18 protein-coding genes and 1 pseudogene are annotated in these 20,417 nt (G+C 69.4%); 6 read left to right on the plus strand and 13 right to left on the minus strand.

Annotated elements, in window-relative coordinates:
• Positions 1 to 2 precede the first annotated feature (2 nt).
• A complete protein-coding gene (locus AB4Z27_RS09705; RefSeq protein WP_092299977.1) occupies positions 3 to 257 on the plus strand; it encodes a translation initiation factor 1 in 255 nt (84 codons plus the stop codon).
• A gap of 12 nt (positions 258 to 269) precedes the next feature.
• On the opposite strand, the gene panE is transcribed toward AB4Z27_RS09705, so the two are convergent.
• The 6 genes from panE to atzF all read right to left on the minus strand — a co-directional run bounded on the left by panE (position 270) and on the right by atzF (position 6,550).
• Positions 270 to 1,190: a 2-dehydropantoate 2-reductase gene (gene panE / locus AB4Z27_RS09710; protein ID WP_441593445.1), complete on the minus strand. Its 921-nt coding sequence runs from the start codon at positions 1,188 to 1,190 to the stop codon at positions 270 to 272.
• 80 nt (positions 1,191 to 1,270) lie between these two features.
• Positions 1,271 to 1,984 carry a GntR family transcriptional regulator gene (locus AB4Z27_RS09715; RefSeq protein WP_441644351.1) on the minus strand — a complete coding sequence of 238 codons (714 nt, stop codon included), beginning with the start codon at positions 1,982 to 1,984 and terminating at the stop codon, positions 1,271 to 1,273.
• A 102-nt stretch (positions 1,985 to 2,086) separates the two neighbouring features.
• Positions 2,087 to 2,908, minus strand: a complete 822-nt coding sequence (locus AB4Z27_RS09720) for an ABC transporter ATP-binding protein (protein WP_092299844.1) — start codon at positions 2,906 to 2,908, stop codon at positions 2,087 to 2,089.
• A 2-nt stretch (positions 2,909 to 2,910) separates the two neighbouring features.
• The gene (locus AB4Z27_RS09725; RefSeq protein ID WP_441593444.1) at positions 2,911 to 3,762 is read right to left on the minus strand and encodes an ABC transporter permease; all 852 of its coding nucleotides are present in this window, start codon (positions 3,760 to 3,762) and stop codon (positions 2,911 to 2,913) included.
• Between the two features lie 5 nt (positions 3,763 to 3,767).
• Positions 3,768 to 4,778 (minus strand): ABC transporter substrate-binding protein, encoded by a 1,011-nt coding sequence (locus tag AB4Z27_RS09730; RefSeq protein WP_441644352.1) that lies wholly within the window; start codon positions 4,776 to 4,778, stop codon positions 3,768 to 3,770.
• A 41-nt stretch (positions 4,779 to 4,819) separates the two neighbouring features.
• Positions 4,820 to 6,550, minus strand: coding sequence for an allophanate hydrolase (atzF, locus tag AB4Z27_RS09735; RefSeq protein ID WP_441644353.1), 1,731 nt, complete (start codon positions 6,548 to 6,550; stop codon positions 4,820 to 4,822).
• Between the two features lie 335 nt (positions 6,551 to 6,885).
• On the opposite strand from atzF, the gene AB4Z27_RS09740 reads away from it, so the two are divergent.
• On the plus strand, positions 6,886 to 8,187 hold the full coding sequence (locus tag AB4Z27_RS09740) for a cation:proton antiporter (RefSeq protein WP_441644354.1): 1,302 nt from the start codon (positions 6,886 to 6,888) through the stop codon (positions 8,185 to 8,187).
• A 20-nt stretch (positions 8,188 to 8,207) separates the two neighbouring features.
• On the opposite strand, the gene AB4Z27_RS09745 is transcribed toward AB4Z27_RS09740, so the two are convergent.
• From AB4Z27_RS09745 to pdxR, 4 genes and pseudogenes are all read right to left on the minus strand, one after another.
• The gene (locus AB4Z27_RS09745; RefSeq protein WP_092299856.1) at positions 8,208 to 9,110 is read right to left on the minus strand and encodes a DMT family transporter; all 903 of its coding nucleotides are present in this window, start codon (positions 9,108 to 9,110) and stop codon (positions 8,208 to 8,210) included.
• Between the two features lie 102 nt (positions 9,111 to 9,212).
• Complete coding sequence (locus tag AB4Z27_RS09750) at positions 9,213 to 9,716, minus strand: PQQ-dependent sugar dehydrogenase (protein WP_441644365.1); 504 nt, start codon at positions 9,714 to 9,716, stop codon at positions 9,213 to 9,215.
• Between the two features lie 83 nt (positions 9,717 to 9,799).
• A pseudogene (locus tag AB4Z27_RS09755) lies at positions 9,800 to 10,666 on the minus strand (PQQ-dependent sugar dehydrogenase); the annotation flags it as partial.
• A gap of 40 nt (positions 10,667 to 10,706) precedes the next feature.
• Complete coding sequence (gene pdxR, locus AB4Z27_RS09760; protein WP_441644355.1) at positions 10,707 to 12,194, minus strand: MocR-like pyridoxine biosynthesis transcription factor PdxR; 1,488 nt, start codon at positions 12,192 to 12,194, stop codon at positions 10,707 to 10,709.
• 102 nt (positions 12,195 to 12,296) lie between these two features.
• Between pdxR and AB4Z27_RS09765 the strand changes: the two genes are divergently transcribed.
• Positions 12,297 to 13,562, plus strand: coding sequence for a 4-aminobutyrate--2-oxoglutarate transaminase (locus tag AB4Z27_RS09765; protein WP_092299866.1), 1,266 nt, complete (start codon positions 12,297 to 12,299; stop codon positions 13,560 to 13,562).
• 230 nt (positions 13,563 to 13,792) lie between these two features.
• On the plus strand, positions 13,793 to 14,752 hold the full coding sequence (locus AB4Z27_RS09770; protein ID WP_441593442.1) for a Bug family tripartite tricarboxylate transporter substrate binding protein: 960 nt from the start codon (positions 13,793 to 13,795) through the stop codon (positions 14,750 to 14,752).
• A 9-nt stretch (positions 14,753 to 14,761) separates the two neighbouring features.
• Here AB4Z27_RS09770 and AB4Z27_RS09775 read toward each other — a convergent pair whose 3' ends face one another.
• From AB4Z27_RS09775 to AB4Z27_RS09785, 3 genes are all read right to left on the minus strand, one after another.
• Positions 14,762 to 15,931, minus strand: a complete 1,170-nt coding sequence (locus AB4Z27_RS09775) for an acyl-CoA dehydrogenase family protein (RefSeq protein ID WP_092299872.1) — start codon at positions 15,929 to 15,931, stop codon at positions 14,762 to 14,764.
• Between the two features lie 24 nt (positions 15,932 to 15,955).
• A complete protein-coding gene (locus AB4Z27_RS09780) occupies positions 15,956 to 16,996 on the minus strand; it encodes a Bug family tripartite tricarboxylate transporter substrate binding protein (protein ID WP_441644356.1) in 1,041 nt (346 codons plus the stop codon).
• A gap of 87 nt (positions 16,997 to 17,083) precedes the next feature.
• On the minus strand, positions 17,084 to 17,914 hold the full coding sequence (locus AB4Z27_RS09785; protein WP_255370952.1) for an IclR family transcriptional regulator: 831 nt from the start codon (positions 17,912 to 17,914) through the stop codon (positions 17,084 to 17,086).
• Between the two features lie 132 nt (positions 17,915 to 18,046).
• Between AB4Z27_RS09785 and AB4Z27_RS09790 the strand changes: the two genes are divergently transcribed.
• Both AB4Z27_RS09790 and AB4Z27_RS09795 read left to right on the plus strand, forming a co-directional pair.
• Entirely contained in the window at positions 18,047 to 19,291 is a 1,245-nt protein-coding gene (locus AB4Z27_RS09790; RefSeq protein ID WP_092299881.1) for a CaiB/BaiF CoA transferase family protein, read from the plus strand.
• Positions 19,292 to 19,309: 18 nt separating this feature from the next.
• On the plus strand, positions 19,310 to 20,416 hold the full coding sequence (locus AB4Z27_RS09795) for a CaiB/BaiF CoA transferase family protein (protein WP_441644366.1): 1,107 nt from the start codon (positions 19,310 to 19,312) through the stop codon (positions 20,414 to 20,416).
• The last annotated feature ends 1 nt before the right edge of the window (position 20,417 follow it).

The raw sequence follows: 20,417 nt of genomic DNA on the forward strand, positions 1-20,417 counted from the left end.
TCATGTCAGCCAATGACGAATGGGAAATCATGCATCTGACGCCCAAGGGCTGGATGGACGGCAGCTACCGGCACGAGCCGGGCGATGCCGTGAACATCGCCCCGCCGGCCGATGACGTGCTGACCGTGCGCCGGCACGTCAGCGCCACCTACGGCGGGCCGTCCCGCGTGGTCGAGGACCGCACGCCGCGCACCGAAGACATGGCGCTGATCGAACAGCTGCTGACGAAATTCGGCGCGCCCGGCTTCGGCGTCTGAGTACCCGAGGCGTCAGCCGCGTGCGCGGCGCGCCTCGTAGGCCTTGAGACTCGTCAGGGCCAGTTCCAGGGTCGGCGCCGGCGTCTTGCCGCGCCGCGCCAGCAAATCTCCCACGATCTGGTCCGATTCGATGGCAGCGCCACGCTCCAGGTCGCGCAGCATCGACGCCATCAGCGGTGAACCTTCCGCAAACAGTGTCGCCCGAGCCTGCTCGAGCGCCGGCGCCCGCGCCGGATAGCCGTTCGCGGCCGCAATGGCCGCGCACTCATCGAGCAGCGCCGCAATGGTCTCCCGCCCGCGCGGTGCGGCCAGAATGTCGCCAATCGTCGCCCGCATCAGGCAGGTGGCCGACGCCAGCGTCGCCAGAAACAGCCACTTCTCCCACATGTCCTGCATGATCGCTTCGCTGCGCTGCACGTCGAAACCGGCGTTCTCGAGCAAGGCGGCCACGGCGCGCGCGCGTTCGGTATTGCCAGCCGGGCGYTCSCCGAACGAGAGGATATGGAAGGCCGACAGATGCAGGATGGTGCCTTGCTCGTCCAGCGTGCTGGAGATCATGCAGCGGCCACCCATCACGCGCTCGGCGCCGAAGCGCGCATCGAGCTTGTCCAGGTGCTGCATGCCGTTGAGCATCGGGATGACCACCGTGCCGGGGCCCATGGCCGGCGCGAAGCTGTCCATGGCGCCGTCGAGGTCGTAGGCCTTGCAGCTCAGCAGCACCACGTCGTACGGCTCGGTGATCTGGGTGGATAGCACGGTGGGTGGGTCTTCCACGCGCACGTCGCCRTGCGGGCTCATGATCCGCAGGCCGCGYTCGGCCAGCAGGGCSGCGCGCCGGGGCCGCACGAGGAACGTGACGTCACGCCCGGCCTGCAGCAGCCGCGCCCCGAAATACCCACCAATCGCACCCGCTCCGACTACCAGAATCCGCATGTTCGACTCCCCAGGTCAGCCCGGCTTCAGGCCGGGTGTGCGCCATTGTAGTGGCGCGCCGCAAAAGCTGCAGGGGCCGTTCATTTCCCTTCGCCCCGCGCCTGGCTGCGGGCGAGRTAGACCTCGTGCAGGGTGATCTTGCGCACCTCCGCCTGGCTCGCCCCGATGTGCGAGCGCAGCAGCCTGCAGGCTTCATCTGACCGATGGGCGAGCACGGCGCGCAGGATGCGCCCGTGCTCTTCATAYGTGGCATCCACGCGCGCCGGCTTGGTGAAGTCCAGCCGGCGGATCAGCCGGATGCGTTCGGTTACGTCGCGATGCACGCGCGCCATCTCGGGRTTGCCGGCRGCCTCCACCAGCGTGCAGTGGAARGCYTCGTCCAGTTCGCCCACGCGCGCCATGTCCGGCAGCCGCGCCTCGGGCGGCACCAGCCAGATCGSCGCCAGCGCGGCCAGCGCCTCCTGGTTGCTGTCCGGCGCCATCGCGCACAGCCGCCGTACGGCCTCGGTCTCCAGCACCATGCGCAAGTCGTACAGTTGCTCGAACTTGTCGAAGTCGAACGGCAGCACGCGCCAGCCGGCGCGGAAGCTGACCTCGACGAATCCTTCCTGCTTCATCCGGAACAGCGCCTGGCGGACCGGCGTGCGTGACACGCCCAGCCGCTCGCAGACTTCGTTCTCGGTGAAGCGGTCGCCGGGCACGAGGCGAAAGTCGGCGATATCGCGCTTCAGCAGCGCGTACACATCGTCGGCACGCGAGGTGCGTTCGGCATCGGTAGGGGGCATGGCATTCATGGGGATAGGCGCGGTGCGGGTCTCATGGGGAAGGCTGGGCCGGCGCTGGCGCCCATTATGCGCCGGCGCCGGCCGGGTCGCCACCGGCCCCGGGGGCACGCTTCAGCGCCTGACTTCACGCTGGAAGATCTCCAGGCTCTGCCGCTTGGCCGCGACGAAGCTCGCCTGCGACAGCGTCTCCACCGTGCGCGGCCGCGCGTCGCCGTAGTCGAGGATCTCGGCCACGCGCGTCGGGCGCTTGGTCAGCAGCAGGATCTGGTCGGCCAGGTACACCGCCTCCTCCAGGTCGTGCGAGACCAGCAGCATGGTCGTGCCGGTCTGCATGAACACCTCCTGCAGCTTCTCCCGGATGAACAGCGTCATTTCGAAGTCGAGCGCGGAGAACGGTTCGTCGAGGAACAGCACCTCGGGCCGGGGCGCCAACGCCCGCATGATCGACGCCGTCTGCTGCTGCCCGCCAGACAGCTCGTACGGGTAGCGGTTCAGGTCGAACTTCACGTCGAAGGACGCCACCAGCTCCGCCATGCGCCGGTCCACCTCGGCCTTGCTGCGGCCCTCCAGCAGGAGCGGATAGGCGATGTTGTCGATGGTCCGCATCCACGGGAACATCGCCTCGCGGTAGTTCTGGAACACGTAGCCGATGCGCGTGTCCTTGAGCGACTTGCCGTCGAACAGGATCTCGCCCCGGTCGATCGGAATCAGCCCCGCGATCATGTTGATCAGCGTGCTCTTGCCGCAGCCGTTGGGGCCGAACACCGAGACGATCTTGCCTTTCGGGATGTCGAGGTCGAAGTTCTCGTACAGCGGCCAGCCGGCGAAATACTTGGTCAGCCCGCGGATGGTGATGTGGGTGCCCGGCGGCCCGGGGCGGAACGGCGGCACCGGCACGTCGGCGTGGCGGGCAGGGGACAGAACGGTGGTCATGGTTACCTTCCACTCCAATGGACGATGCGGCGTTCCAGCACGAGGAACGCGATGTTGAGCACGTAGCCGAGCGCGCCGGCCGCGAGGATGGCCGCGTACATGGTCTTGACGTTGAGCACCTGCTGGGCGTCGATGATGGCGTGGCCGAGACCGTTCTCGGAGCCGATGAACATCTCCGCGACGATCACGATGACCAGCGCCATCGACACGGCGGAGCGCAGGCCGACAAAGCTCGGCTGCAGGCTCTCCCAGACCAGCACGTCCCGGAAGATGCGCCAGCGGGAGGCGCCCATCACGCGCGCCGCCATCACGCGCTGCTTGCGCGCGTTGATCACGCCATAGGCGCTGTTGAAGACCACGATCAGCAGGGCACCGAAGGCGGCGATGGCTATCTTGTTGATGTCGGACACGCCGAAGATCAGCAGGAACAGCGGAATCAGCGCGGAAGACGGCGTGGAGCGGAAGAAGTCGATCAGGAACTCCACGCTGCGGTAGGCCCGCTCATTGCTGCCGAGCAGCACGCCCAGCGGCATGCCAACCACCGCCGCAATGGCGAACGCCTGCAGCGTCCGCGCGACGGTGACGGCGAAGTCCGCCAGCAGCTCGCCGCCGGCCAGCCCGGTGGCCAGCGCCACCAGCGTATCGCCGGGGCTCGGCAGCAGGATCGGCTTGATCAGGCCGAAGCGGACCACCAGGTCCCAGATCAAGAACAGCACCAGCGGGCCGACCATCGGCAAGAGTCGGTCGCCGAGGGGCCGGCGTGGCGCGGCGTCGTGCGAGGCCGGGGGCGCCCAGGACTGGCCGGCGGGCGGGGCCGTGCCCGGCACGGCGGCGGTATCGGAGAGTTCGGACATGGTCGTCAGGCCTTGTAGAGCAGCGTGTTGACGTCCACCTTGCGCGAGAAGATGCCCTTTTCGGTGAACAGGTCGTAGAACTTCTGGAAGTGGGCGGCGTCGCTGGCCTTGAATTCGTCGAAGAACAGGTAGTCAGCCATCGGCACCTCGGCCGTCAGCGCGCCTTCGATGGCCGTATAGCCCTTGAGGAAGGGGCGCGCCTCGGTCGGGTTCTGGCGCACCAGCACCACGCCGCGCCGGTAGGCGGCGAGGTAGGCCTTGGCCACGTCCTTGTTCTTGCCGAGGAATTCCGTGGTCAGGCTGGCCGAGCCGCCATGCCACGGGGCCATCGGGTCGCCGAGGATGTAGCGCGCCACCACGCCGGCTTCCAGCGTGCGCGTGGTGCCGTTGAGCCGGCCGATGGTGCCGGTCGGCTCGAGCGAGTAGACCCCATCGATCTGGCCGGCGGCGAGCGCCGCCACGTGCTGGCCAATCGGCAGTTCCGTCACGCTGATCTTGCCGGCACCGGCACGCTCCAGCATGGTCTTGGCCAGCACCACGTTCTGCAGGCCCGGGCCGCATGCCACGCGCTTGCCCTTGAGTTCTGCCACGGTCTTGATCGGGCTGTCCCTGGCCACGAGGAACTCGTCGAGCACGAACTTGGCGTTGGTCGGGTTGGTGCAGAAGATCTTCAGCAGGCCGGGCTGGGCGATGTCACCGATGGCCAGCGCGGCCGAGGCGGTGCCATTGGCGCTGCCGTCGCAGCGGCCGGCCAGGATGGCCTCGATGACCTGCTGCGGGCTGGCGAACTTGATCGGCTCGACGTTCAGCCCCGCTTCCTTGAAATAGCCCTTTTCGACGGCGGCGAAGAAGGGCAGGCCCGACGCGACCGGCCAGTAGCCGATGCGCAGCTTGGGCGTGCCCTGCGCGCGGACGATGGCCGGCGCGGCCAGCACGGACAGCGCGGCGGCGCCGGCCTTCAGCGCGCGGCGGCGCGAGGGGGAGACGGTGGCGGGACGGGAGGTGGAGCGGGTCATGGCAGGTTCCTGTGCGTGAATGTTGAGGATTCGGAAGACGGTCAAGCGGCGGAGAGCGACGTGATATAGGCGCGCCAGCCGCCATGGGCGCTGACATCGGGCGCACCGTGCAGCGCATGGCCTTCGCAGACGAAGCCATGGACCCAGCGGCCATCGGCCAGCTCGAGGCTGCCCAGCGCGAGCGGGGCCGGCACCAGCGCCAGGAAGCTGCCGACGGCGGCGAGCGGCACCTGCCACACCTCCACCGCGATGGCGGCGCCGGCATCCTCCCCGGCGTCCACGCGGCGCAGGCCGGGCTTTGGCGGCGTGGTGCCGGGCAGCGCGTGCAGCCGATAGTGCGGCGCGGTGGTGGTGGCCTCGGCCAGCGTCGCACCGCGTTCGGTCAACTGACCGTTCAGCGGCATGCCAGAGAGATGGGCGCCCACCACGGCCAGCGGCAGATGAGTGGCGGGGGACGGGGCCAGCCCGGCAATGGACACCGGCGCGGGCAGCGGCTCGCCCGTCGCACCCAGCGTCAGCCCCGTGGCGTGGTGGAAGCGTTGCCCCAGGTCGGCGAGCTGCCAGTCGCTGCCGGCCTGGCCGATCAGCGTGATGCCGAACGGCAGCCCGTCCGGGCGCAGGCTAGCGGGCACGGACAGCGCGGCGTAGTCGAGCAGGTTGACGAAGTTCGTGTAGTGGCCGAGTTCGCGGTTGCGTACCACCGGATCGGCCAGCATGGCGGCGATGGTGCAATGCGTCGGCGCCGTGGGCACGCACAGCACGTCGATGTCCTGCCACATCGTGGCCGCGCGCTGGGCCAGGGCCTGGAGCGCGTGCTGGGCATCGAACACATCGGCGGCGCTGTAGCGGCTGCCGGCGGCCAGGATCGAACGCACCGGCTCGATGACCGCGCCCGGCGCGCGGTCGAAGAAGGGGCGCACGGCGGCGTAGCGCTCGGCGACCAGCGCGCTGTCATAGAGCAGCGCGGCGGCTTCGGCCAGCGGGGCATAGTCGATGGGCACCGCGCGACCGCCCAGCGCCTCCAGCGCGGCAACGGCGGCGTCGAAGGCCCGGCGGGCGAGGTCATCGCCGAAAAACTCCGGCTCGGCCGGCASGCCAAAGCGGAACGCAGCCGGCAGCGGCGTGCGCGCCAGCGGCAGCGCGCGCGAGTACGGGTCTTGCGGATCATGGCCGGCGGCGGCTTCCAGCACGCGCACCGCCATGGCCACCGTGCGTGCCAGGATCGACACGCAATCCACGCTCTGCGCGGCGGGGAACACGCCGTGGGCGGAGATCAGGCCCTTGCTCGGCTTCAGCCCGACGATGTTGTTGAGCCCGGCGGGCACCCGGCCGGAGCCGGCGGTGTCCGTGCCCAGCGCGAAGTCAACCTCACCGCTGGCCACCGCGTACGCCGAACCGGAACTCGACCCGCCGCTGACATAGGCYGGRTCGAACGCATTGGGCACGGCGCCGTAGGGCGAGCGCGTGCCATTCAGGCCGCAGGCGAACTGGTCCAGGTTGGTCTTGCCGGCCAACGCCGCGCCGGCGCCCAGCAGGCGCGCGATCACCGTGGCGTGGGCRTCCGGCACGTAGGCGAATTCGGGGCAGGCGGCGGTCGTCGGCACGCCAGCCACGTCGATATTGTCCTTGGCGGCAAAACGCAGGCCGGCCAGCGGGGCGCCAACCGGGTGCGGGGCGACGACCGGGGTATCGAACCGCGCGATCCACGCCGCATCGGCCTCGCCGGGGGCGGCTGTCGTGGCCGCTGTGGTGGCCGAGGTAGAGGTACGCATGAGTGTCCTATCTGAAATCCAATCTTGGATACAAGATAGCAATCACCGTGCCAAAGGCACTTTTGGGCAGGGGGAAGCCCGGTCAGACGTGGAAAATGTCAATGAAATCAGTCGATTAACCACGTGGCCGTTCACGCGTGACCGGGCTGCTGGGCGCCTTCGGCCTGCCACCCACACCCCGCCGGCCACCCGCAAGCCCCTGCGTGGTGCGCGCACGCACCAGTGTCGGGAGGTCTTCACTGACACGGCGCTACGGGGTCCGCCCGACAGCGCCCGCCCGCCGCGCCGCCTACTGTGAAAGTCTCGACCGGGATATATCGAATAGAGGAGCCAGCTTGTTCGCGACCTGGGCATTGGTCATTGGCGCGCTGCTGATCACGATGGGGTTGATCGACTCCATGGTGAAGCGCCTGCCCATGTCCCCGTCCGGCCTGTATCTATTAGTGGGGATGGCGCTGGGACCGGGCGGGGCCGGGCTGATCGTGCTCGATCTGACGGACCCGGGCCACGTGAAGGTGCTGGAATGGATCACCGAGCTGGCCGTGCTCGTCGCCCTGTTCGGCGTGGGCTTGCGGCTGCGGGTGCAGATGACGTACCGCGTCTGGCGCCTGCCGGTGCGGCTGGCCACCGTGGCGATGCTGCTGACCATCGGCGGCGTCTGCGCCGTGGCAGTGGGCTGGCTGCAGGTGCCACTGGGCCTGGCGGTGCTGCTCGGGGCGATCCTGGCGCCCACGGACCCCGTGCTGGCCTCGGACGTGCAGATGGCCGATACCGAGGATCGCGACGTGGTGCGCTACAGCCTGACGGGTGAGGGCGGCCTGAACGATGGCGCGGCGTTCCCGTTCGTCATGCTCGGCCTTGGCTTGCTGGGTTTCCACGAACTGGGCGCGTGGGGCGGCCGCTGGATGGCGGTCGATCTGGTCTGGAGCACCCTCGGCGGGCTGGCAATCGGTKGGCTGCTGGGCTGGCTGGCGAGCAAGACCATCCTGGTCCTGCGGCTGCGCTTCCATGAGGCGGTGGGGCTGGAGAGTTTCCTCACGCTGGGCCTGATCGGCGTGTCCTACGGCGCCGCGCTGTTGCTGCACACCTACGGCTTCCTGGCCGTGTTCGCGGCGGGGCTGGCGATGCGGCAGGTGGAGCGCCGCGAGAATCCCGCCACCTCGCCGGCGGAGGTGCTGGGACCGCTGCATACGGCCGATGTCGAGACCACCTCCACGCACGAGCGCAAGGCCGCCGCCTACCTCACCCATACGGCCTCGGAGTTCTCGTTCAATATCGAACGGCTGGCCGAGCTGTGCGTCACCCTGCTGATCGGGGCGATGCTGACCCGGGAGGTCTTCCACGCCCAGTACGTGGTGCTGGCGCTGCTGCTGATCTGCCTGATCCGGCCGCTATCGGTCTATGCGTCCACCTTCGACCTGCCCATGGCGCGCGGCCAGCGGCGCCTGACCGCGTGGTTCGGCATTCGCGGCATCGGCTCGCTTTACTACCTGGCCTATGCCCTGACGCACACCGCCGGCGAGGAATGGAGYCCCTTCCTGATCCACGCCACGCTGTGCACCGTGGTGTTCTCCATCGTCCTGCACGGSCTGACGGCCACGCCGCTGATGGCCTTCCATCAACGGCTGGGGCGCTAGCCAGCACCCTTCAGCGTCATTCAGCGCCGCTGCGCCARCCCGATGCCTGCGGCGATGGTGAGCAGCCCCACGCCGTGATACCAGTGGGGCGACTCGCCGAGCAGCAGCGTGGAGAGCAGGGCGGCGAACACCGGCGTCAGCGTGATGAAGAACACCGGCAACTGCGCGCCGGCCCGTGCGATGGCGCGRTCCCAGGCGAAGTAGGCCAGCAGCGAGGGAATCGTCGACACATAAAGCAGGATGCCCATCACCTTGCCGTTCCAGGGGATGGGCGTCGACAGCGTCATCAATTCCCACGCCGTGACGGGCACGCTGGCCACCACGCCGGTGACGATCTGCGCGAACAGCAGCACCGGCAGCGGCAGGTCCGGGCGATGCTTGCGCAGCAGCCAGGTATAGGCGCTCCAGGCGATGGTCGCCGCAAGCATGTACAGGTCGCCGGGCACGAAGTCGAGCTGCGCCAGCCGCCCCAACTCCCCGCGCACCAGCACGAAAGACACCCCCACCAGACACAGCAGCGCCCCCGCCACAGCCCACGGCCGCATGCGCTCCCCGAAGAACAGCGCGCCGATGATCAGCAGGAACAGCGGCGTGGAGGCGCCAATCAAGGTGACGTTGATCGGCGTCGAGGTGGTCAGCGCGAGGTACTGGAACGCGTTGTAGCTGGCAATCGACAGCACGCCCATCGCCGTCAGCAGCCCCGCATGCCGGCGCAGCGTGGCCCGATGTTCCACCACCCCGCGCCAGGCGTAGAGCCCCAACAAGGTCCCGGCCAGTACCCAGCGCACGAAATTCAGCGTGAGCGGCGGAAACGTACCGGCGGCCAGCCGCCCGACAATGGCGTTGCCCGCCCAGGCCAGTGGCGGGAAGGTGAGCAGGAACAGGGTGGTCCCGTCGAGGCGGCGGGTGGCGCTGGCATGCATGGGGGTGGGGAGGGCGTCGTGAGGATGCGGGATTATCCGCCATCACGGCGTGTGGCGCTGGCGCCCCCCGCAAGGCGCCCCTAAGGCGCCCCTAAGGCGCCCCTAAGGCGCCCGCTGTACCCGATACACCTTGCCGCTCGTCGAAGACGTGCCGGCGTCGGCCAGTACGTAGAGTTCCTGCGCGGCATCGGTGCCGAAGGAGTAGACGCTGCCGCTGGCGGTGACCGGCCAGTCCACCCGCTCGGAAACGGCGCCGTCGCGGTACAGGAAGCTGGCCAGCTTGCCGGTGCACAGGTCGGTGTAGAAATAGCGGCCCTGGAGTTCGGGCAGGGCCGCGCCGCGATAGACGTAGCCGCCGACGATGGCGCAGCCGCCGGCGTCGTGGCTGTACTCGAACACGGGCGCGGTCAGGCCGGCGGGGTCGCACGCGGTGCCGCCGACGCAGGCGGTGCCTTCCAGACGATCCCATCCGTAGTTGAGGCCGCCGCTGGCGGTTGGCATGGCGTTGACTTCCTCGCGCTGGCCTTGGCCGACATCCGCGATATAGAGCAGGCCGTTCGCATCGAACGAGAACCGCCACGGGTTGCGCAGCCCGGTGGCCCAGATCTCGGGGCGTCCGCCCCACCACCCCCACCGCCGGCGAACGGATTGCCGGCCGGCACGGTATAGCTGGCGCCGCTCACGTCGATGCGCAGGATCTTGCCCAGCAGCGTGCCGCTGTTCTGGGCGTTGTTGGCGGGGTCGTTGCTACCGCCGCCGTCGCCGGTGCCGATGTAGAGCATGCCGTCCGTGCCGAACGCGAGCTGGCCGCCGTTGTGGTTGCTGGCCCCCGGGTGCGGAATCGACAGCAGCACCGTGCCGGTGGGGTTCGCTGCGTCCGGGTTGCTGGCCGAGACGGTGTAGCGCGCCACGGTGATCGCGCCGTTCTGGTCGGTGTAGTAGACGTAGAAGCGCCCGTTGGTGGCGTAGGCGGGGTCGAACGCCATCGAGAACAGGCCGCGCTCGCCGTCGGTGGTGGTGAGGATGGAGAGGTCGAGGAAGGACGCGGCGAGCACGCTGCCGTCCCGCACGATGCGGACCCGGCCGGCGCGCTCCACCACGAACAGCCGGGGGTCGTTGGCGGGTGCGGTGAGGAAGATCGGCGCCGCGAAGCCTTCCGCCACCTGGGTCAGCGACAGCCGCATGTCCGAGGGCGCGCCGTAGCTCACGCCGATAGTGGGCGCCGTGTTGGCGGCCACCATCGCGGTCTGCGCGGCCTGCGAGGGCTGGTAGGACGTCGATCCGGTCAGTACCGGGGCCGCCGTCACGGTGTAGGTGCCGGCCGCGAGGTTGCCAAGCGTGACGGTCTGGCCGACGGTCTGCCGATAGCCGCCCGGCCCGGTCACCGTGATGTTGGCCGGCGTGCCGGCGGGCAGGCCGGACACGACGATCGCGAGGGTGGCGGGCGTGCTGCCGCTGGTGATCTGGACGTCGCCGCCGCCACCGCCACAGCCGGCCAGCCACAGCGTGGTGATGGCGAGCAGCCGGCATAGCATCGATCGATGTGCATGAATCATCACGTCCTCCTGCTCACCACGTTACCGAAGCCTTTGTATCCTAGGTCGGTCTGAGCCGGGGCAGCAGGCAATCGAGCAGCACGTCGAAGGCGGGGCCGATGTCTTCCTCGGGCACGCAGGCATAGCCCAGCAGCAGCCCGCGCCGAACCGTCGGCCCCATGAAATAGCGCGATAGCGGTCGTACCAGGATGCCGCGCGCGCGGATGTCSGCCGTCAGCGCCACATCGTCCACGTGGTCGGGCAGGCGCAGCACGAGGTGGAGCCCGGCGTTGCTCGCGTGTTCGTGCAGCGCCTCCGTCCCGAGGTAGCGTTCGATCAGCCCGGCCAGCACCGCGCGCCGCCGGGCATAGAGCGGGCGCATGCGGCGGATGTGCGCGGCATAGTCGCCGGCCTGCATGAACTCGGCCACGGTGGCCTGCGTCATCAGGTGGCCGGCGCGGTACAGGTCGGAATGGGCGGTCTGGAACGCCTCCGTCAGCCCCTTCGGCAGCACCAGGTAGCCCATGCGCAGGCCGGGGTAGAGCGTCTTGCTGAAGGTGCCGATGTAGAGCACCGGCGCGTCCGGCTCCATACCCTGCAGCGACGGAATCGGCTGGCCGGAGAAGCGGAATTCGCTGTCGTAGTCATCCTCCACGATCCAGCTCCCGTGCCGCCGCGCGAACTCCAGCAGCGCGCGCCGCCGCCGGAGGCTCATCACGGCGCCCAGCGGGTATTGGTGCGAMGGCGTGACGAAGATAAAGCGCGGCRCGGGGGCGCTGGCGTCCGCATCGGGCAGGCACAGCCCTTCGGCGTCCACGGGCAGCGGCACCATGCCGATGTCGCTGACCTGCAGCACGCCGCGGATGCCCCAGTAGCCCGGCTCCTCCACCCACGCCTGATCGCCCGGCGAGCCCAGCATGCGCGCCACGAGGTCGATCGCCTGATGGATGCCTTCGGTAATCAGCACCTGATCGGCATCGCAGCGCACGGAGCGCGCCACGCGCAGGTGGGCCGCCACCGCCTCGCGCAGGGCCGGCAGGCCGCCGCCGTGGCTGTAGCTSAGCCATTCGGGCTGCGGCCGGCGCCACAGCCGCGCGGCGATCTGGGCATAGCGCCGATGCGGGAAGCGCGTCAGGTCCGGCACGCCGGGCATGAAGGCGCCCCATTGGATGGGCGATGCGGAGGCACTCGAGACCAGCCGCTGCCCGCGCGGCGAGAGGCCCGGCATGGCGTCTGCCGTGGCCGGCGCGCTGTCGGCGGCGGTGGCGTTCAGGTAGCGCTCGGGCGCCGTGTCGGCCACGAAGGTGCCGCTGCCCGTGCGGGCGCGCAGGTAGCCCTCGGCCAGCAACTGCTCGTAGGCAAACATCACCGTGTTGCGGGACAGGCCCAGCTCCGCCGCCAGGTCGCGCTGGGGCGGCAGGCGCGTGGCGGGCGCCAGGCTGCCGTCCAGGATCGCCCCCCGGATGCAGGCGTACAGCGCCCGATTGAGCGGTTGGTCGGTCGGCTGGCCGAGCCGCTGGAGCAGCAGGTCGCCGCAGATCGATTTCACATTGGCACCATCTGATTTGTCGAAGTGGCGCTGGATTGTAGAGCCAAAGGGGATTGGAATGCACGTCACACCTGTCACTCCCTGCCCCAAGACCTCGGACCCATGAAAAACAGCGAACTGAACCAATCCCGTGCCCAGGCCACGCCGCGAGGCGTTGGCGTGATGTGCGATTTCTATGCMGACCGGGCCGAGAACGCCACCCTGTGGGACGTGGAGGGCCGYCAGTACACCGACTTCGCCGCCGGCATCGCCGTSCTGAACACCGGGCATCGGCATCCGCGTGTGATGCAGGCCATCGTCGCCCAGTTGGACCGCTTCACCCACACCGCCTACCAGGTGGTGCCGTACCAGAGCTACGTCACGCTGGCCCAGCGCATCAACGAGCTGGCGCCGGTGCCCGGGCCGAACAAGACCGCGCTGTTCACCACGGGCGCGGAAGCCGTGGAGAACGCRGTCAAGATCGCGCGCGCCCACACCGGCCGCCCGGGCGTGATCGCGTTCTCGGGCGCCTTCCACGGCCGCACGCTGCTGGGCATGGCGCTGACCGGCAAGGTGGCGCCGTACAAGGTCGGCTTCGGCCCGTTCCCGTCGGACATCTTCCACGCGCCGTTCCCCAACGCGCTGCACGGCGTCAGCACGGCGCAGGCGCTGCAGGCGCTGGAAGGGCTGTTCAAGACCGATATCGATCCCAACCGCGTGGCGGCCATCATCGTGGAACCGGTGCAGGGCGAGGGCGGCTTCCAGCCGGCCCCGGCCGACTTCATGCGCGGCCTGCGCGCCGTGTGCGACCGCCACGGCATCGTGATGATTGCCGACGAGGTGCAGACCGGCTTCGGCCGCACCGGCAAGCTGTTCGCGATGGAGCACTACGACGTGCGGCCCGATCTCGTGACGATGGCCAAGAGCCTCGCCGGCGGCATGCCGCTGTCGGCGGTGTGTGGCCGCGCGGCCATCATGGATGCCCCGCTGCCGGGCGGGCTCGGCGGCACCTACGCGGGCAACCCSCTGGCCGTGGCCGCTGCGCACGCGGTGATCGACACCATTGCCGAGGAACAGCTGTGCGAGCGTGCCAACGCACTGGGCCGGCAGCTTAGCGAGCACCTGACCGCGCTGCGCGCCACCTGCCCGGCGCTGGCCGAGGTGCGCGGGCTGGGCTCGATGATCGCCGCCGAGTTCCGCGACCCCGCCACGGGCGCGCCGAGCGCCGAGCACGCGCTGCGCGTGCAGCGCCGCGCGCTGGACGCCGGCCTGCTGCTGCTGACGTGCGGCACCTACGGCAATGTGATCCGCTTCCTCTACCCACTGACGATTCCGCAGGCGCAGTTCGACGCCGCGCTGGGCGTGCTGGCGCAAGCCATGGTCGAGTAAGTCAGACGCCATGGCGGGGCACGCCAAGCGTGCCCCGCGCCAACCCGGTGCATCGCCCCGGCCAACTTCCCCACGCGGAAGGGGGCGGGAAACACGCATTTCAACGCTAGCCTGAAGCGTGCCGATTCAGCGTGGCACGCATGTTGCGGATAACACCCAGCGCGAACCTGCGCAAAATCCACGAGGGACCAACCATGCGTTTTAGTAGATCGACGAGTTTCCGGGCACTCATGACGGCTTCCGTGCTGGCGGTGCTCGCCATGTCCTCCACGGCCATGGCGCAGACCGCGCGCGACTGGCCGACCCAGCCGGTGCGCATCGTCGTGCCGTTCCAGGCGGGTTCTGCCACGGACCTCATCACGCGCCAGCTTGGCGTGGGGCTGGGTAAGGAGTACGGGCAGAGCTTCGTGGTGGAGAACCGGCCCGGCGCTGCCGCGATGATCGGCAGCGAGGCCGCGGCGCGCGCGCCCGGCGACGGCTACACGCTGTTGATGTCCGGGCCGGCGTCGATGGTGACCAACCGCTTCCTATATAAGAAGCTCAGCTATGACCCGGATGCCTTCGAGAAGGTGGCCGTGGTGGCGATCACGCCGAACATCCTGCTGTCCAACCCGTCGCTGCCGTTCAAGACGCTGCCGGAGATGGTCGCCTACGCCAAGGCGAACCCCGGCAAGCTGACCTATGCCTCGTTCGGCTCGGGCACCACCTCGCATATCGCCGGGGAAATGCTCAAGGCCGTGGCCGGCATCGACATCGTTCACGTGCCCTACAAGGGCGCCGGCGAGGCGATTCCCGCGCTGCTCTCGGGCCAGGTGTCGATGTACTTCGACACCATCATGACCGGCCTGCCGTTCGTGAAGTCCGGCAAGCTGCGCGCGCTGGGCATGTCCACCGCCAAGCGTTCGCCGCAGGCGCCCGAGATCCCGACCATCGCCGAGCAGGGTTATGCGGGCTTCGACATCGCGCCGTGGTACGGCATCGTCGCGCCCAAGGGCACGCCGGCAGACGTGGTGACCCGCCTCAACGTGTCGATCAACAAGCTGCTGAACTCGCCAGACTTCCGCGAGAAACTGGCCGTCACCGGCGCCGAGCCGCGCGGCGGCAGCGTGGGCGACTTCACGGCGATGGTCGATGCGGAGATCCCGCGCACCGAGAAACTGGTGAAGCAGGCCGGCGTGACCCTGCAGTAAGGTCCGGGCTCAGCCCAGCTCCAGCGCCCGGCCGCGCGCGTCCATCGTGCGCCGGGCGATATTGAGCTGGTGGATCTGCGTGGTGCCTTCGTAGAGGCGGAATACGCGCACATCGCGGTAGAAGCGTTCCGCCACGGTGCGCGCCACATAGCCGCTGCCGCCGAAGACCTGCACCGCGCGRTCYGCCACGCGCCCGCACATCTCCGAGGCGAACAGCTTGCACATGGACGCCTCCATGGTCACGTCGCCGCCGTTGTCGCGCTTGCGCGCCGTCTCCAGCACCAGCGCCCGCGCTGCGTGCACCTCGGTGTTGCTGTCGGCAATCATCTGCTGCACCAGCTGGTAATCGGCGATGGGGCGGCCGAACTGCTCGCGCGTGGCGGCGTAGCGCACCATTTCGTCCACCAGCCGGATGGCCGGGCCGATGCACAGCCCGGCCAGGTTGATGCGCTGCTTGTTGAGCGCCTTCATCGCGGTCTTGAAGCCACGGCCCGGCACCTCGCCGACGATGGCCGAAGCCGGCACGCGGCAGTTCTTCAGGTACACATCGCCCACCGGGGAGCCGTGCTGGCCCATCTTGCGCTCCGCCGGCCCGGTGCTCAGGCCCGGCGTGCCGCGCTCGATCAGGAAAGCGCTGATGCCGTGCGCGCCCGGCGTGTTGGGGTCCGTGCGGGCGAAGACCGTGAACAGGTCCGCCAGCGGCGCGTTGGTGATAAAGCACTTGCTGCCGTTGAGCACGTAGTGGTCGCCATCGCGCACGGCCACGGTGCGCAGCGAGGTGGCGTCCGAGCCGGCCTCGGGCTCGGTCAGCGCGAAGCAGCCGGTGATCTCGCCGGAGGCCAGCCGGGGCAGGTAACGCGTGCGCTGGGCCTCGGTGCCGTCTGCCACCAGCGATTCGGAGGCGATGCCGGTATTGCCGCCAAAGCGGGCGCGGAACACCGTGGCCGCCTGCGACACCTCGATATTGACCAGCGTCAGCTCCTCGGCCGTCAGGCCGGCGCCGCCGTACTCGCGCGGAATGCTGTGGCCGAACAGGCCCAGCGCGCGCATCTGTTCCACCACGGGCTCGGGAATGACATCGGTGCGATCGATCTCGGCTTCCAGCGGGATGCAGGTTTCCAGCACGAAGCGGCGGATGTCGGCCAGCAGCGTGTTCATGGCGGAAGGGTTGGTAATCATGGGAGGTCGCCTCTCGGGAAAGGATTATTGGGCGGTGATGCCGGACGCCTTGAGCACACGGGCCCACTTGCGCGATTCGGCATCGACGTATTTGTCGAAGGCGGGGGCGGTCTGCGGGGTCACGTCCATGCCGAGGTCCTGGAGCCGGCTGGCCACATCCGGCGCGGCCACGGCCTGGGCCACGGCATCGGCCAGCTTGCGCACCACGGCGTCCGGCGTCTTGCGCGGCGCCACSAGCCCGAACCAGCCGCCGGCCTCGTAGCCGGGCAGGTTGGCTGCCTCGGCCACCGTGGGCACGTCCGGCATGCCGGGGTAGCGCTTGGTGGACGTTACGGCCAGCGCGCGCAGCTTGCCGCTCTTGACGTGCGACTGGGCGATGGCCACCGTCAGCGGCATCATCGACACCCGGCCGCCGAGCAGGTCCGTCAGCGCCTCCGGCTGGCCCTTGTAKGGCACGTGGGTGATCTGCACCCCGGCGCTCTGCGCCAGCAGCGCGCCCGCCAGGTGGTTGGAGGTGCCGACGCCGGCGCTGGCATAGGTCAGCTTGTCCGGGTGGGCGCGGGCATCGTCGAGCAGCGCCTTGAGCGTCTGCGCGCTGGAGTTGGCCGGCACGGCGATCACGTTGGGAATCATGCCGAAGCCGCCGATGGCGCGGAAATCGCGCTCGGCGTTCCAGGTGATGCTGGCGTTGAGCAGCGGGGCCACCGCGTGGCTGGGGCTGACCGCGAGCAGCGTGTAGCCGTCCGGCGTGGAGCGGGCCACGCCGTCCGTGCCGATGGCGCCGCCGGCGCCGGACTTGTTCTCGACGATGACCGGCTGGCCCAGCGTCTTCGACATCCGCTCCGCCACCACGCGCGTTACGGAATCCACCACGCCGCCGGCGGAGAAGGGCACGATGATCCGGATCGGATGGTCCGGGAAGCGCGCCGCGCTCTCGTTGGCCTTATCYGCTGCCTTGTCCGCTGCCTGAGCGGCCGCTGACCAGAGGGCCGGTGAGGCTGCCATCAGCAGCGCGCCRGTGAGCCACCCGCGRCGCGAGCGGGCCAGATTCTTCATGCCAGACATGGTTGTCTCCGTATTTGACGATGGTCCACGATGGGTCCGGCGGCCTCTGCGGGCCGTCCGGGTGGCCKGTGCGCGATGGCGGGTTCGCTATCGCATCAGGCCGAATTCGATTTGCCGCACGGCTTCCAGCAGCTTCGGGGCGACTTCCCGCTCCAGATACCCGTCCTTGTCGCGCAAGGCCGAGATCGAACAGTTCAAGGCAAACGGCTCCTGCTTCGGCATGCGGATCGGCGCGGCAATCGCGTGGATCTCCGCCCGCCACTCGCCCGGGCTCAGGCAGAAGCCGCGCGCGGGAAAGTGCTGCTGCTCGGCCGTCCACATTGGCTTCTCCACGCGGAACCGCTCCGGGTCTTCCACGCGCAGCCGGTTCAGCACCGCCGTGCGCTCCTCCGCGCTGCACCCGAGCAGCAGCGCGCGGCCAATCGACGTGGACAGCACCGGCCGGGTGCTGCCGATGTCCGGCTGGTACACGTTGGTCGGGTCCAGCCGGCAGCTATCCACGTACACCACGGTCAGCCGGTCCCGCATGCCGAGGTTCACCGTGCAGCCGGTTTCCCGCGCGATGGCCTCCATGTAGGGGCGGGCCACCTGGCGGATCGGCAGCGCGGCGAGCATCGGGTACGCCAGCGCCAGCACGCCCGAACCGAGCCGGTATTTCTGCGTGCCGGGCACCCGGCTCAGGAAGCCCAGCAGGCACAAGGTGTAGGTCAGTCGCGACACCGTGGCCTTCGGCAGCCCGGTGCTGACCACGAGATCCTGGTTGCCCAGGATCGGCCGGGCCGGGGTGAAGGCACGCAGCACTTCCACGCCGCGCGCCAGGTTGGTGGCGAACTGTCTGTCGTGGGCCAGCTCGTCGGCGCTGGCCAGGCCGGAAATCGTGTTTGGGTCCATGGCGGGGGGGCGCTGGGGTGGATTCATGTTGGTTTCCGCAGGTCGGGGAGTCAATGATGAACCGGAACGGTTTCGCTGTGCGAAACCCTGCTTGCAAGGCGGGTCTGGCGGGACCACCCTCGTCTCACCGTGCTTTTTCCCTTTCTACCTGGCGACGACATGCACCCCTCCGAATGCAATTCCGCACAGCGGACCCCCTCCGACTCGCCCCAAGGCGGCCCGCTGCGCGGCGTGCGCATCCTGGACATGGCCACCGTGGTGGCCGCGCCGTTCTCCGCCACGCTGTGCGGCGACATGGGCGCGGAGGTGGTCAAGCTGGAACTGCCGGACGGCAGCGACCCGCTGCGCGGCCTGGCGCCGGTAAAGGACGACCTGTCGCTGTACTGGAAGGTCACCAATCGCGGCAAGCAGGGTATTTCGCTCGATGTCCGCACGCCGGAAGGCCGGGCGCTGTTCCTGCGCCTGCTGCCGGAGTTCGATGTGCTGGTGGAGAACTTCCGCACCGGCACGCTGGATCGATGGGGTCTGGATATCGCCACCCTGCATCGCGCCAATCCGCGCCTGACCGTGCTGCGCCTGACCGGCTTCGGCCAGACCGGCCCGTATGCCGCCAACCCCGGCTTCGCGCGGATCTTCGAGGCGATGAGCGGCTTCACCAACCTGTGCGGCGAGGCCGCCGGCGGGCCGATGCAYATGAACTATCCGATCGGGGACATGGTGGCGGGGCTGTTCGGCGCGTTCTCGATTGCCACGGCGATTGCCGAGGCGCGCGGCGCGCCGGAGGGCCCGGGGCGGGAGATCGACCTGTCGGCCACGGAGGCGCTGCTGCGCCTGCTGGAGCCGCTGGCGGTGGAGTACGAGCAACTTGGGCAGGTGCGCGGGCGCTCCGGCAACCGGGCGACCTACACCGCGCCGTCGAATATGTATCGCACGGCGGACAACCAGTGGGTCTCGCTGGTGGCCTCGTCGGACGTCACGTTCCGGCGGCTGGCCAAGGCCATGGAACGGCCCGATCTGGCGGAGTCCGTCGACTATCGCCGCAACCCGGACCGCATCCGCAATATCGGCCCGCTGGACGACCTGATCGTGGCCTGGTTCGCCGCGCAGTCCTATGACGCCATCGCCACCGCGCTGAAGGCGCACGAGGTGCCGTTCAGCAAGGTCTTCACCATTGTCGATGTGATCGACGATCCCCACCTGCAGGCGCGCGAGGCCATCGTCCGGCTCGAAGACGCCGACCTCGGCACGATTCCGGCGCCGTGCGTKGTGCCGCGCTTCTCCGGCTACCAGCCGTCGCCGCCGCGCAGTGGTCCGGCCACGGGCGAGCACAACGCGGCGGTCTATGGCGCGATCGGGGTCACCGCTGCGGATCTTGCGGCGCTGAAGTCGGCCGGAGTCGTTTGAGCGATGTCAGGAGCAGCCATGCTGGAAGGCGTGCGGATCGTGGAAATCAGCGGGCTCGGCCCGGGGCCRTTCTGTGCGATGCATCTGGCCGACCTCGGCGCCGATGTGATAGCCGTGGAACGGCCTGACGATGGCGCGTCGGGGCAGCCGCGCAAGCTGGTCAACCGGGGCAAGCGCTCGGTGATGGCCGACCTGAAGACGCCGGAAGGCCGCACGCTGGTGCTGGACCTGATCGCGGACGCSGACGCGCTGATCGAAGGCATGCGKCCCGGTGTGATGGAGCGGCTGGGGCTCGGGCCAGAGGTGTGCATGRCGCGTAACCCCCGGCTGGTCTATGGCCGGATGACCGGCTGGGGCCAGACCGGCCCGATGGCGCAGGTGGCCGGCCACGACAACAACTACACCGCGCTGTCYGGCGCGCTCTAYTACAACGGYGCRCCSGAGACGCCGCCCTCGACCGCTTTCGCCGTGACCGGGGACGTGGGCGGYGGRGCCYTGTACCTCGCCGTGGGCCTGCTGTCCGGCATCCTGCGCGCRCGGGGCACGGGCGTCGGCACGGTGGTCGATGCCGCCATCGTCGATGGTTCGGCGCACATGCTGCAACTGCTGCTGGGGGCCACGGCCAAGGGCTATATCCACGGCGAGCGCGGGCGCAATCTCCACGACAGTTCGCACTTCTACGCCACYTATCGCTGCGCGGATGGCCAGTTCATCACCGTGGGCGCCATCGAGCCGCAGTTCTACGGCTTGCTGGTGCAGGCGCTGGGGCTGGCCGATGACCCGCGCTTCGCCCGGCAGTGGCAGCGCGAGGCCTGGCCGGAACTCCACCGGCATCTGGCCGAGGTGTTCGCCACGGATACCCGGGAAGGCTGGTGCCGCCGGCTGGAGGGCACCGACGTGTGCTTTGCGCCGGTACTGAGCCCGGCGGAGGCCGCCGCCCATCCCCATAACGTGGCGCGCGGGGTCTATGTGGAGGCGGATGGTTTCCTGCAGACTGCCCCGGCGCCGCGCTTCGACGGCGCGGTGCGGCAGGTCGGGCGTATTCCTGCCATTGGCGAGCATGCCGACGAAGTCCGGGCCGGACTGGAGCGGGGCAGCCCGTGGCTCGCCGCCGATCCGCGCTAGC

It is taken from the genome of Cupriavidus sp. KB_39 (assembly GCF_052114485.1).
Classification (GTDB): domain Bacteria; phylum Pseudomonadota; class Gammaproteobacteria; order Burkholderiales; family Burkholderiaceae; genus Cupriavidus.

Bases quoted from the DNA above. Each gene is read 5' to 3' on its own strand.
- AB4Z27_RS09725 (WP_441593444.1), bottom strand. From the start codon at position 3,762: ATGTCCGAACTCTCCGATACCGCCGCCGTGCCGGGCACGGCCCCGCCC.
- AB4Z27_RS09730 (WP_441644352.1), bottom strand. From the start codon at position 4,778: ATGACCCGCTCCACCTCCCGTCCCGCCACCGTCTCCCCCTCGCGCCGC.
- AB4Z27_RS09705 (WP_092299977.1), top strand. From the start codon at position 3: ATGTCAGCCAATGACGAATGGGAAATCATGCATCTGACGCCCAAGGGC.
- AB4Z27_RS09720 (WP_092299844.1), bottom strand. From the start codon at position 2,908: ATGACCACCGTTCTGTCCCCTGCCCGCCACGCCGACGTGCCGGTGCCG.
- AB4Z27_RS09770 (WP_441593442.1), top strand. From the start codon at position 13,793: ATGACGGCTTCCGTGCTGGCGGTGCTCGCCATGTCCTCCACGGCCATG.
- AB4Z27_RS09785 (WP_255370952.1), bottom strand. From the start codon at position 17,914: ATGAATCCACCCCAGCGCCCCCCCGCCATGGACCCAAACACGATTTCC.